We start from the raw sequence: 12469 nt of genomic DNA, 5'->3' as shown, positions 1-12469 counted from the left end.
TGACTAGGGGTTACTACCACCGCGACCACGGACTTTGTAGAGTGAATTCATGACTACCCAACGCACGGTTTCCTTCCCCACCCAAGAGCTGCTCGACGCCGTGGGAGAACTGCCCGCGAACCTGAAACCGGTTATTTGGGACCTCGAATCAGACCCGGATTCACCGCTGGAAGACATCGACATCGCGATCTTCCCTTATATGGCAGATCCGGAATTCCTGAAGAATGTCCGCAGAGCCGAGAATGTCTCGGTAGTGCAGACCCAGACGACCGGTTATGACGGAATGGTCGACATGATCGGCGACCGCGCGAAAATCAATACCGCATCGGGCGTGCACGCCGCAGCGACCGCGGAGATCGCCCTCGGGCTGGCCCTCGCATCGCTGCGCGGATTCCCGACCTCCGTCCGCGACCAGGACCATGGACAGTGGAATCCGATGCGCTGGCCGGGCTTGGCCGACCGCACCGTCGGCCTTGTAGGTGTCGGCGGCATCGGCGAGGAAATCCGCAAGCGGCTGGACCCCTTCGAGGTGAACCTGCTGCGTTTCGGCTCGACCGCGCGCACCGACGAGCACGGAGAGGTTTACAGCACGGAGCAGCTGGCCGACTTCGCAGGCCAGATCGAGGTATTGATCCTCATCGTTCCGCTGAACGACTCAACCCATCACCTGGTCGACGCCGAGCTCATGGCGAAGCTGCCGGACGGGGCGACCATCGTCAACGTCGCCCGCGGACCGGTGGTCGACACCGACGCGCTGGTCGCCGAAGTCTCCAGCGGACGACTGAACGTCGCCTCCGATGTCTTCGACCCGGAGCCGCTGCCGTCGGACCACCCGCTGTGGAAGTGCCCCAACGCGTTGATCACCCCGCACAACGGCGGCAACACCCAGGCGTTCTTCCCGCGGATGGTGAAGCTGCTCAAGCGCCAGCTGCAGGCCTGGTCCCAGGGGCAGGACGGCGAGAATCTGGTGCACCGCCCCTAGCCACGAGCTATTGCTAACATTTTGATCTCATTGGCGGCATCCCCGGCAGGTTCACGGGGTGCCGCCAGTTCGTTGCGCTATCTTTGATAGATATCCCTGAGCATCCCGCGGTCCTTGCGCACTCGCACAATGCCGTCGCGGTGCGCCTCGGGGAGCCCTGCCTGCCAGATTAGGAAGTTGAGCCGCATCGTGCCCGAAAAGCCGCAAAACCTCGTCTCACGACGCGCATTGTTGACCGGCACCCTGGCGAGCACAGCCCTGGCCCTCACCGCTTGCACCCCGTCGCCGAACAGCTCCGCGACGGCTTCGCCGACGGCCACCGAGGCGGCCTCCGAGGTTCTGCGCACCCTGCGCCTGGCGGCCCCCGCTCCCCCGTCGGGACTCGATCCGGCGATCACCGGTGACAACGAGTCCTTCCGCATCTCGCGGCAGATCTACGAAACGCTGATCTCCATCGACGCCAACACCGGCAGCCCGATCGCCGGCCTGGCCGAATCCTGGACCCAGTCCCAGGACGGGCTCACCTATACCTTCACCCTGCGCCGGGGAGTCCTCTTCCACGACGGCACCGAGATGGACGCCGAAGCGGTGGTTGCGAACTTCACCCGCTGGGCCTCGCTGCCCCGGGAGCTCTCGGACTACTCCAGCCAGGGCTTCACCGACGTCTTCCACCACGTGGACGACATCCCCAAGCTCCCTTCCGAAAAGGACCTGCAGCTCAAGGTCGACGATGAGAACCCACCCACCGAACGCGACCTGGCCGCGCAACAGCAGCGTTTGGAGCAGCTCGCGGCACTGAAGCCGATCTTCGAGCAGGAGCTGTTTACCGGCAAGTCCTCCGCCGGCAGCGCCAGCTACTTCGGCTCGGTCAAGGCCACCAGCAAGTACCTGGTGACGCTGACGCTGCGCCGCCGCCTGCCCATGCTGATCGACGCGCTGTCGCTGCCCGGCATGGCCATCGCCGCCCCGTCCACGCTGACCGGCGGCCCCAAGGCGAACCCTGCCAAGTCCCTGCTGACCGCACCGATGGGCACCGGCCCCTACCGCTTCATCTCGCACAAGGACCAGACGGTGCGGCTGGAGCTCTTCAAGGACTACTGGAACCGCGGACGCCTTGAGGCGAACAGCCATCACCCGCAGGTGGCGCTCATTTCCTCCGTGCCTTCCCCCTACAACCGCGAGAACGCCATGAGCGCGGACGAGATCGACGGCTTCGACCTGGTGTCCGTGGACGTCATGCGCGACCTGGTGCGCAGCGCCAAGCTGGTGGTGCAGCGCGACCCGTTCTCGGTGCTCTACCTGGGCATGGACCTGCGCAACAAGTGGCTGGCCAAGCGCGAGTTCCGCCAGGCCATCGCGCACGCCGTGGACAGCGGCCAGCTGGCCGGCAAGCTGTTCATCCAGGGCACCAAGGCCGCGGCGAGCATCATCCCGCCGGCGCTGTCGGTGCCGGAACCCGAGGCGCGCTACAACCACGACGAGAACACCGCCCTCAAGCTGCTGGAACAGGTCGGCTACCGGGGCGAGGAGATCGAGTTCGCCTACCCGCTGCGCGTCTCGCGGAACTACCTGCCGCTGCCCGAGCGCGTTTTCGCCCAGCTGGCCGAGGACCTGGCCAAGGTCGGCATCCGGATCCGTCCGCGCCCGATTCCGTGGACCGAAGGCTACGTGGACACCGTGCGCTCGAACCGGTTCACCGGCCTGCACCTGCTGGGCTATTCCGGCGGCTATCGCAGCGAGGATGATTTCCTATCGGGCATCCTGTCCAGCAAGGCCAATGAATTCGGCTACAGCTCGGCGTTACTTGACTCACAAATCCTCGCCGCCCGCTCGCTGGATCGGGGCGAGGAGCGCACTGCCGCCTATGCCGCAATCCTGCAGACGCTGAACTACGACCTGCCGCTGCTTCCACTGGTATTCCCCATTTCGGCGCTGGCTTTCAACCCCAACGTGGCCTTCTACCCGTCCTCGCCGATGCTCAACGAGTGCTACGCCGATGTCCAGATGAGCAATTCACCGGCTATCTCAAGTTAGCCACCACTGACCCATCTTAGTCAGTTAAGGATTTCTAACCGGCGGGGATATAGGTCTACTCTGGGTTAGAGCAAAGTATCACTGTCGATGGAGATCCTCGTGCCTTCTGTAACGTCAACCGAATCTTTTGACGTAGTACTAATTGGAGCCGGCGTCATGAGTGCCACGTTGGGCACCCTGATCAACCAGCTGGAACCAACCTGGTCTATCGGACTTTTCGAAAACCTTGACCAGGCCGGGCTGGAATCCTCCTCCCCGTGGAACAACGCAGGCACCGGCCACTCGGCACTGTGCGAGCTGAACTACACCGCGGCGAAGGCCGACGGTTCCGTGGATCCCGCCAAGGCCATCGGCATCAACGAGCAGTTCCAGATATCCCGCCAGTTCTACGCGTGGGCAGTTGAGAACAAGCGCGTGGCAGGCAACGGCTTCATCAACGCCCTGCCGCACATGTCCTTCGTCATCGGCGAAGACCACTCCAAGTACCTGCAGACCCGCTACGACGCCCTGAAGCCGAACGTCCTGTTCGACGAACTGGAAATCACCAACGATCTGGACACCATCAACGAGTGGACCCCGCTGGTCGCCAAGGGCCGCGACCAGTCGCAGAAGGTTGCAGCTTCCCGCGTAGTCTCCGGCACCGACGTTGACTTCGGTCGACTCACCGCCGACCTGACCAACTCGCTGGGCGCAGCTGGCGCTTCGATCAACTTCGGCCACAAGGTCAAGAACCTCAAGCGCGACGGCGCCGGCTGGGAACTGACTGTCAAGGACAAGGCCTCGGGCGCGGTCAAGACCGTGAAGGCCAAGTTCGTGTTCGTCGGCGCCGGCGGCGGTGCGCTGCCGCTGCTGCAGAAGTCGGGCATCGACGAGATCAAGGGCTTCGGCGGTTTCCCGGTCTCCGGCCAGTTCCTGCGCTGCACCGATGAGACCATCATCAACCAGCACCACGCCAAGGTCTACGGCCAGGCTTCGGTCGGCGCCCCTCCGATGTCGGTTCCTCACCTGGATACCCGCTTCGTCGACGGCAAGCGTTCGCTGATGTTCGGCCCGTACGCCGGCTTCTCCATGAACTTCCTGAAGTCCACCGGGCAGATGGACCTGCCGCTGTCGCTGCGCCCGCACAACATCATCCCGATGCTTGCAGTGGCCAAGGACAACATGGACCTGACCACCTACCTGATCAAGGAAGTGCTCAAGTCCCGCGCCAAGAAGGACCTGTCGCTGGCAGAGTACTTCCCTCAGGCCGACGGCTCCAAGTGGGAGCTGATCACCGCCGGCCAGCGCGTGCAGGTCATCAAGAAGGATGCCAAGAAGGGCGGCGTCCTGCAGTTCGGCACCGAGGTCATCACCTCCTCGGACGGCACGATCTCGGGCCTGCTGGGTGCTTCACCAGGCGCATCGACCGCCACCCCGATCATGATCGGCCTGCTCTCGCGCTGCTTCCCGAAGCAGTTCGCCGGCTGGGAGTCGAAGCTGAAGGACATCGTTCCTTCCTACGGCCAGAAGCTGAACGACAACCCGGCACTGTACGCCGAGGTCAAGGCAGCCACCGACAAGGCGCTGGGACTGAACTAGTCGCCGCCTCAACTGATGGCCCACACACCAGCTGGTGTGTGGGCCATCAGTCGTTTCCGCCAGCACCGCATTGCTCGGAAGACAACAAATTCAGGAAGCACGCCGGTATTCCAGCTGCGGCCGCAGCTGGAGCAGTACATCGATATAGTTCTCATTCGGCATTTTCAGCCTCTTGTTGAGGTCGGCCACGAATTCCGCATCTTTCGCCAGGCTGCGCAATCTCGAAATCGGAAGCGGCTTGCTCAACTGAACACCACGGCTATCCAGCACCACGAAGATGCCGGGCTCGACTTCGTCCAATGTCAGCGCCAGCTCCGGCGTATCGGTATTGCCCACTGATCGTGAGGTCATGGCCCACTCACCTTCTTCATGTGCTTCCATGTTATTCCTTTTCAGTTTCGCGCTGATGGTCAGTTCGGCTGTGGCCTTCCGCTGACGGGTTGCTCAGGTCTTCAACAACGAACTCAGCCGCAATCAGTTCGGAAGCCAGCGACCTGACTATCGCCAGCTCCGCCCGGTTCACATGCCACCGGGTTCTTGCCCTCCATCCGTATTTCACGATGTCCTTGCCGTTTTTCCACGCAAGCTCAGGCGCAGCAGTTCCGGCCTGGACCTTCAACAAGCTTATTCCCGTGGCATGCAAGGCCTGGTTCTCGCTATCGAGAAGCAGGATCGCATATTCAACACGTTTCCACCATTGGTCAGCATGATCCACGCGAGTCCGCAGTCGCAAGGTACGAACGGCGGCCCACGCCGCGGCTGCCGCAACTATCGGGGCAACCGCCGGCGCAAACTCGCCCAGGCCCTCAATGCCGGGCCCCATCCATTCCCAGAGAGAATCGATCTCCATCCCTGCATGGTATTCGGATAATTGGCACCCGGAAATTGTTTATCCACAGCAGCCGGTGCCGAACGCCCGGCTGGCTAGGCAACCCGTCGCCGCAAGTATCCTCCATTCGGATGATCTTCGGCTCAAACCCTCGTGGATTTTCGGTTGTTTTCGGCCAACGAACTAGAGTTAAGTTGATCCACCCCATTTCGCGACACCGCTAGGACCATACCCGCATGCAGCGCTTGGCCATCTTGTCTCTGAAAAACCGTGCGCTCATCGCGCTGGTCACGGTCTTTGCCGCCGTCTTCGGCGTCATCTCCATGAGTTCACTCAAGCAGGAGCTCATTCCCTCCCTCGAATTCCCGCAGATCGCAGTCATGGCCACCCAGATGGGTGCGAGCCCCGAGGTCATCGACGAGCAGGTCGCCGGCCCGCTGGAGACTGCCCTGCAGGCGGTGGAGGGCCTTGAATCCTCGACCGCGACCTCGCAGACCGGATTCACCCGCATCTCGCTGATGCTGGAGTACGGCACGGACATGGACCGCGCCCGCTCCCAGGTGGACCGGGCGATCGCCAACGCCAAGTCGAGCCTGCCCGAGGACGTCGAACCCACGGCCTTCGCCGGCTCCATCGCGGACTTCCCGATCATGCAGATGGCGGTCTCCTCCGACAAGTCGCTGGAGGCGCTGAACGACGACGTCGAGCGCATCATGCTGCCTAAGCTGCAGAAGATCGACGGGGTGCGCGAAGCCTCGGTCTCCGGCGGTTCCTCCCAGCACATCGCGGTCATCCCGGATGACGCGAAGCTGCGCGCTGAAGGCTTGACGGTCGCCGACCTGAAGGACGGCATCGAGAACGCCGGTTCCCCGATGCCCATCGGCACCATGGACGTGGACGGCCTGACCCTGCCGGTGATCGCCGGCTCCGCCCCGGATACGCTGGCCGCGATCAAGGAAATCCCGCTGCCGGCAGACAACGGCCCGGTGCTGCTGCAGGATGTCGCCAAGGTGTCGGTCCAGGCCGATGCGGCCACCAGCATCACCCGCACCAACGGCGCGGAAACCCTCTCGGTGGCGATCACCAAAACCCCGGACGGGGACACCGTGGCCCTGTCCCACCAGATCACCGGCATGCTCGACGAGCTGCAGGCGGAGCTGGGCTCCAACGCCAAGATCACCACCATCTTCGACCAGGCCCCGTTCATCGAGTCCTCCATCGAGTCGCTGACCACCGAGGGCGCGCTGGGCCTGGGCTTCGCGGTGCTGGTCATCCTGGTCTTCCTCTTCTCCATCCGTTCCACCCTGGTCACCGCGATCTCCATCCCGCTGTCCCTGATGGTGACCTTCATCGGCATGAACGCCGGCGGCTACACGCTGAACATGCTGACCCTGGGCGCGCTGACCATCTCGATCGGCCGCGTGGTGGACGACTCGATCGTGGTCATCGAGAACATCAAGCGCCACCTGGCGCACGGCGAATCCAAGTCGCAGGCGATCCTGCTGGCGGTGAAGGAGGTCGCCGGGGCCATCACCGCCGCCACGCTGACCACCGTTGCGGTGTTCCTGCCGATCGCGCTGGTCGGCGGCATGGCCGGCGAGCTGTTCCGCCCGTTCGCGATGACCATGACCATCGCGCTGCTTGCCTCGCTGGTCGTCTCGCTGACCATCGTGCCGGTGCTTGCCTATTGGTTCCTGCCGCACCGCCCGGGCAGCGCCGCCACCCACACCGTGCACCTGGCCGAGGACAAGTCCTGGATGCAGCGCGCCTACGCCCCGGTGCTGCGCGGAACGCAGAAGCACCCGGTCATCACGTTGCTGGCCTCCGTGCTGATCCTGGCCGGCACCGTGGCGATGACCCCGTTGCTGCAGACCAACCTGCTGGGCAACACCGGCGAGAACTCGATCTCCATCACCCAGAAGATGGCCCCGGGCACCTCGCTGGACGCCACCCGCAAGCAGGCCGAGAAGGTCGAGGCCGTGCTGCGCGAGACCGAGGGCATCACCGATGTGCAGATGACCGTGGGCTCGGCCAGCGGCTTCGCGGCGATGTTCTCCTCCGGCTCGGACACCGCGAACTTCACCGCGATCACCGACCCCGACGCGGACCAGCTGGCGCTGGCCGACACCGTGCGCGCCGAGCTGGATCAGCTGGCCCTGCCCAAGGACTCGACCCTGAGCTTCTCCGGCAGCTCCGGCGGCATGATGTCCTCCGACGTCACCGTGGAGGTCAAGGCCCCGAACGAGGACATCCTGCGCGAGGCCACCGCCGCGGTGCGCTCCGCCATGGAAGGCACCGAGCACGTCACCCAGCTCAGCGACAACCTCTCCGCGATGCGCGAGCAGGTCAGCATCGACATCGACGCGAAGAAGGCCGCCGCGGCCGGGCTGACCGAAACCGAGCTGTCCGGCATCGTGGCCTCCCAGGTCTCCCCCGTGCCGGCCGGCACGCTGCGCCTGGAATTCACCGACATGCAGGTGCTGATCGGCGAGGGGCTGGATCTGACCTCGCTGAAGGAGCTGCAGGAACTGCCGATCCCGACCGCCACCGGGGTCAAGCAGCTGCAGGACCTGGCCACGGTTGAACGCGCCGACGTGGTCCGCCAGGTCACCACCTCCAACGGCCAGCGCATCGCCACGGTGTCGCTGACGCCGCAGGAGAACATGCTCGGCTCGGTTTCCAAGCAGGTCACCGAACGCCTGGCCGACGTGGAACTGCCCGAGGGCGCGACCGCGGAGATCGGCGGCGCGGCCACCGAGCAGGCCGAGTCCTTCAACCAGCTCTACCTGGCGCTGCTGGCGGCCGTGGCGATCGTCTACGTGATCATGGTGGCGACCTTCAAGTCGTTGGTCCAGCCGCTGATCCTGCTGGTCTCCATCCCGTTCGCCGCCACCGGCGCGATCGGCCTGCTGCTGGCCACCGGCATCCCGCTGGGCCTGCCGTCGCTGATCGGCATGCTGATGCTGGTGGGCATCGTGGTCACCAACGCGATCGTGCTGATCGACCTGATCAACCAGTACCGCCATGCGACGCCCGAACGCGCGGCGATGAGCCTGCAAGACGCGATCACGCACGGCGCCCGCCAGCGCCTGCGCCCGATCCTGATGACCGCGCTGGCCACCATCTTCGCGCTGGTGCCGATGGCGCTGGGCCTCACCGGGCAGTCTGGCTTCATCTCGCAGCCGCTGGCCGTGGTGGTCATCGGCGGTCTGGTCTCCTCCACCCTGCTGACCCTGGTGCTGGTGCCGGTGCTCTACCACCTGGTCGAATCCCGCAAGGAGCGCTCCGCCCAGCGCCGTTTTGCCCGCCGCGACGCGCAGCGCCAGGCGACCTCGGCTGAGGACCTGGCAGCTGCCATGGACGGCGCGACCGCGCGCATCATCGCGCCGGGTCGGGACAGCGAGTCCGGCCAGCTCGGCGTCGCGGCCAGGCCCGGCAAGTCAGACAAGCCCGCCAAGCCGGCCAAGGCCCCGAAGCAGCCGAGGAAGCAGTCCGGCGCGGATGCGGTTCCCGCGCCGAAGCCCGCTTCCGAGGCGGCCAAGGACAGCGGCCAGATCGTGAACCCGGCGACCGGCCAGTTGCCACTCTCCCGCAAGGAGCGCAAGGAATTCGAGCAGATGCTGCGCGGATCCGCGCAGGACCAGCCGGATTCCGGGGATCCCGGCGCTTCCGGGGAACCGCGCACGAGCCGCTAGGCCGCGGCGCGCAGAAGCCGGGGCGGGTGCATCGACTGATGCTCCCGCCCCGGCTTTGCCGTGCACCGATCCTGGGCCTAGCTGACCTGGCTCCCCGCCTTGTCGACCCGGCGGTGGAAGCGCATGCCTGCCAGCCCTCCGAGCACGGCTCCCAGCAGCGCCACCGCGGCGACGACCACCAGGGCGATGATGCCCGCCGCGCTGAGCGTGCCCTCGTTCACCGGAATCCTCGGGAAGCTGTTGACCTGCGCCAGCACGTTGTACTGGCTGCCGCCGATCCAGCCCAGCAGGGCGACAACAGCGGAAATCACCAGCGCCCACAACCAGACCGCCACACCCTGCCGGGCTCCGTGGAAGCGGGCCATCCGCCCCGCCACGTAGCCGCCGCAGTAGTAGGAGACCAGGACGATGGCGGCCAGCACGATGATCCCGAGCATTCCCACGGTCTGCGGGTCCTGGTTCAGGCTCTGGGCCACCTCATCCGGGTTGGTTCCGGTGCTGACCCCGACCGCCGCCCCGGCCGCGGCCACCAGGGCGGTGAGCACCACGCCCATGCCGGTGGCGCTCAGCCAGCCGAAGAAGGCCGAGCCGATCTTCATCCCGCCGTACAGGTGCTTTTCCCTTTCCAGTGCCGCATTCAGGCCTCGCGGCGGATCCTGCGCCCCGGGCCGGTCAGAGCGAGGCGTCGCGTCCGGCTCGTACCGTTCGCTGCCCGCGAGATTCCGACCTTCGGCCGCGTCCCGGTCCCGGGGCCGCATCCTGTCGTCGTCCATCGGCTTGCGGTGCGCTGGTTCCGACGCGCCTTCGCCGCGCGGATCGTTTCCTGCACTGGTGCTCATGATTCCTCCTAGCTGACTTGGCCTGGGCCGTCGCCCTGCGACAGGCGGCCCGGGCTAGATCCCGTCATCCCGGGACCGGTCGCGGTTCGCCGGATCCACACGTCCGGAATCCCCCTCGGTTTCCACTTCTTCCTTGCGCAACCGCTCGGTCACCTGCTCATCCTCGGTGACCGTCTCGGTGCCCAAACTGACTTTCTCCACCGGAACGGCTTCCTTTTCCACGAACGGGCGTTCGGCATGCAGGGTGACTTCTTCTTCCTGCTCGCCAAGCTCGGTCTCGCCGGCCACGCCTGCGGCGCCGTCTCCGGCCAGCGGCTCACGTTCCACCCGGACTTCCTCGTGGCTGACCGGAACCGTGGTCGTGACGTCCTCGGTGACCACGTACTTGCGCAACCTGACTCGCCCGGTCTCCACCGACTCGGTCCCGACACGCAGCTGTTCCTCGGAGCGGGTCATGGACTGGTCCGCGCCATGGCCCGCCACTGGCTCGTCCTGTCCGCGAACCGGGTCCATCTCGTCTTGGACGCCCGCGCTCTCGCCTGGTGCCAGGGTGCCGACACCGCCGCCCAATGGATCGTCGGCGGTGCGGTCCATGCCGGACTCGCGATCCATTCCCGTGCCGCGGTCTGCTTCGATTCCCTCAGGCCCCGTGGCATCGTAGGCGCGGTTGTAATAGCGGTAGAGTTCCTGTTCGTCTGCCGGGCTCAAATGCCCGTCCTGGTCGTCTATGCGCGGTGCGCCCTTGACCGTCTGCTTGTCGAATGGCACGGTCACGGTGTCGCCGTCCACGCTGGCCTCATCCAGCGGGACGAAGCTCTCGGAAAGTCCGAACAACCCCGTGCGCACGGTGACCCACTGCGGTTCTCCGGTCTGGTCATCCAAAAAGACCTGGCCGAACTTGCCGATCTTCTCCCCGTCGGCTCCTACGACTGTTCCGTCGTGGTGCAGCAATTCGTCAATCTGGTGCTTGTCAATCATGATTTCGTTCCTCCCGTTGCGGTATTCGGTAGTTCGATATTCCGGAAAGCGTTGGCTTCACGGATGATCCTGCGCCCATGCCGGGCGTGACGTCGTACCATCGATCCATCCGGCGCCGCGGATTGCGCGGCAGCCGGAGCGTGGATATTTCGTACCCAAGGCGGCGTTGATGCCCTTGGGCCACCGTTTTCCCTTCAGCAGGAAGCACCGGCAGGTACGACTATTGCACCCTGCGTTCTGGCCGGGTCCGCTGTCTTGCAGCCGCATGGACGATGCCTTGGCAACGACTGTGAACTTGTAAATCTTCTGCCATCGCCACCGGTTCGGTGCCATATTTTGCCGTTCGTTCTCGGCCGTTTGTTTCAGGCATCGCGGCGGGCGAATCGGGCCGTCCCGGCAGCCAGAAGCGCCCCAGGCGACAATTATCTAAAGCGCGGTCCTGAACCGTAGGACCCGGCCGCACCAGTGGCCATGAAGGTGGCGGCGTTCTTCGGAAGATTCTAGTTCAGCGGTTTTCACGCCCTGCAAAATGTGGACAACAAGGTCGTGGCCCTGTCCGTGGAAGATTTCTGTAACATCTCGGTGGGCATGGACTGTTCCGAGGTTGCGCGGTCGGTTGACGCGCCGGGACTGGAAAAGCCGTTCTTCACCATCTCCTCGACCATGGCACCGTCGGAATCCACCTGTTGCTACTACGCGGCACGCACCAGGCTGCTGAGCTACGTGCTGGTTTCCGCAGAGCATCTTCATCCCTTGAAGGAGAACTGCCGATGCCCCTGAACGAAACCGATCCCGTCCGCGTCCTCGTTGCCGAGGATAACAACTCGATCCGTGCCGGGTTGCGCACAGTCCTGTGCACGGACAATACAGTGCAGATCGTCACGGGTTGGAAAACGGCTACCGCTGCATCGGGCATGCCCAGCGTCTGGAACCGGATGTCATGCTGCTGGACCTCCGCATGCCCCAGTTTGACGGGCCCTCGGTGCTTGAGAAGCGGCAAACCCAAGACAGCGCACCCAAGGCAACGCAGCCACGGTCCTGATCCTGACGGCCTTCGGCGAGGAAGACTACATCGACCTAGCCTTGCCCGCTGCATTTGTCGCAACCTTGACCGGACGCGAACTTGAGGTGCTGGTCCGGCACGGTTCGGGCAATTCGAACGTCGAAATCGCGGCACCCAGGGTTATCATGGAGGCCACGGCGACGGGCTATGTCATCGCCACTGCGAAGGTGTCGCATGCGCGGCCTTTGCCGGCGCTAGTCAGTCTCGCCGGCGGGCGGCCGGGAAGCTGGGGCGGCGAGCAGGTTGGCAAGCCGGGCGGCTGCGGCATGATCGCTGGCCGAGGCCTTCTGGTTCTCCTCGATCACTGCGGCCAGGACTTCGGCACGATGGATTTTCACACCCTTGGGCGCGTCAATTCCTACCTTGATCGAATCGCCTTTCGACTCAAGGATCGTCACTACGATGCCCTCGCCGATCAGGACCTGTTCTCCGACTTTCCGAGTGAGTACCAGCACCTGACTATCATATCCG

Annotated in this window: 10 protein-coding genes; 5 read left to right on the top strand and 5 right to left on the bottom strand. The window is 64.7% G+C overall.

Annotated elements, in window-relative coordinates:
• The first annotated feature begins 49 nt into the window (after positions 1–49).
• From ACTX90_RS07195 to ACTX90_RS07185, 3 genes are all read left to right on the top strand, one after another.
• Positions 50–982, top strand: a complete 933-nt coding sequence (locus ACTX90_RS07195; protein WP_424572231.1) for a 2-hydroxyacid dehydrogenase — start codon at positions 50–52, stop codon at positions 980–982.
• A gap of 177 nt (positions 983–1159) precedes the next feature.
• The gene (locus ACTX90_RS07190) at positions 1160–3016 is read left to right on the top strand and encodes an ABC transporter substrate-binding protein (protein ID WP_443443640.1); all 1857 of its coding nucleotides are present in this window, start codon (positions 1160–1162) and stop codon (positions 3014–3016) included.
• A gap of 87 nt (positions 3017–3103) precedes the next feature.
• Positions 3104–4594, top strand: a complete 1491-nt coding sequence (locus tag ACTX90_RS07185; RefSeq protein ID WP_443443639.1) for a malate:quinone oxidoreductase — start codon at positions 3104–3106, stop codon at positions 4592–4594.
• A 90-nt stretch (positions 4595–4684) separates the two neighbouring features.
• On the opposite strand, the gene ACTX90_RS07180 is transcribed toward ACTX90_RS07185, so the two are convergent.
• Together ACTX90_RS07180 and ACTX90_RS07175 are read right to left on the bottom strand one after the other, a co-directional pair.
• On the bottom strand, positions 4685–4975 hold the full coding sequence (locus ACTX90_RS07180) for a hypothetical protein (RefSeq protein ID WP_047118849.1): 291 nt from the start codon (positions 4973–4975) through the stop codon (positions 4685–4687).
• A gap of 1 nt (position 4976) precedes the next feature.
• Positions 4977–5444: a hypothetical protein gene (locus tag ACTX90_RS07175; protein ID WP_443443637.1), complete on the bottom strand. Its 468-nt coding sequence runs from the start codon at positions 5442–5444 to the stop codon at positions 4977–4979.
• Between the two features lie 215 nt (positions 5445–5659).
• On the opposite strand from ACTX90_RS07175, the gene ACTX90_RS07170 reads away from it, so the two are divergent.
• Complete coding sequence (locus ACTX90_RS07170) at positions 5660–9118, top strand: efflux RND transporter permease subunit (protein ID WP_443443636.1); 3459 nt, start codon at positions 5660–5662, stop codon at positions 9116–9118.
• A gap of 77 nt (positions 9119–9195) precedes the next feature.
• Here ACTX90_RS07170 and ACTX90_RS07165 read toward each other — a convergent pair whose 3' ends face one another.
• The gene (locus ACTX90_RS07165) at positions 9196–9957 is read right to left on the bottom strand and encodes a hypothetical protein (protein WP_443443635.1); all 762 of its coding nucleotides are present in this window, start codon (positions 9955–9957) and stop codon (positions 9196–9198) included.
• Between the two features lie 54 nt (positions 9958–10011).
• Positions 10012–10935 (bottom strand): PRC and DUF2382 domain-containing protein, encoded by a 924-nt coding sequence (locus tag ACTX90_RS07160; RefSeq protein ID WP_424572225.1) that lies wholly within the window; start codon positions 10933–10935, stop codon positions 10012–10014.
• Positions 10936–11466: 531 nt separating this feature from the next.
• On the opposite strand from ACTX90_RS07160, the gene ACTX90_RS07155 reads away from it, so the two are divergent.
• Positions 11467–11715: a hypothetical protein gene (locus ACTX90_RS07155; RefSeq protein WP_053797858.1), complete on the top strand. Its 249-nt coding sequence runs from the start codon at positions 11467–11469 to the stop codon at positions 11713–11715.
• Between the two features lie 477 nt (positions 11716–12192).
• Here the strand turns inward: ACTX90_RS07155 and csrA are convergent, their stop codons facing one another.
• Positions 12193–12453, bottom strand: coding sequence for a carbon storage regulator CsrA (gene csrA, locus ACTX90_RS07150; protein ID WP_047118843.1), 261 nt, complete (start codon positions 12451–12453; stop codon positions 12193–12195).
• Positions 12454–12469: the final 16 nt, after the last annotated feature.

The sequence above is a fragment of the Glutamicibacter soli genome, from assembly GCF_052322135.1.
Lineage (GTDB): Bacteria > Actinomycetota > Actinomycetes > Actinomycetales > Micrococcaceae > Glutamicibacter > Glutamicibacter soli.
The sequence above is the reverse complement of the archived record's forward strand: the minus strand, read 5'-3'. Positions and strand labels throughout refer to the sequence as shown.

Excerpts from the sequence above, each read along its gene's own strand:
- ACTX90_RS07170 (WP_443443636.1), top strand. The coding sequence starts at position 5,660 with ATGCAGCGCTTGGCCATCTTGTCTCTGAAAAACCGTGCGCTCATCGCG.
- ACTX90_RS07180 (WP_047118849.1), bottom strand. The coding sequence starts at position 4,975 with ATGGAAGCACATGAAGAAGGTGAGTGGGCCATGACCTCACGATCAGTG.
- ACTX90_RS07165 (WP_443443635.1), bottom strand. The coding sequence starts at position 9,957 with ATGAGCACCAGTGCAGGAAACGATCCGCGCGGCGAAGGCGCGTCGGAA.
- ACTX90_RS07160 (WP_424572225.1), bottom strand. The coding sequence starts at position 10,935 with ATGATTGACAAGCACCAGATTGACGAATTGCTGCACCACGACGGAACA.
- ACTX90_RS07175 (WP_443443637.1), bottom strand. The coding sequence starts at position 5,444 with ATGGAGATCGATTCTCTCTGGGAATGGATGGGGCCCGGCATTGAGGGC.
- ACTX90_RS07195 (WP_424572231.1), top strand. The coding sequence starts at position 50 with ATGACTACCCAACGCACGGTTTCCTTCCCCACCCAAGAGCTGCTCGAC.
- ACTX90_RS07185 (WP_443443639.1), top strand. The coding sequence starts at position 3,104 with ATGGAGATCCTCGTGCCTTCTGTAACGTCAACCGAATCTTTTGACGTA.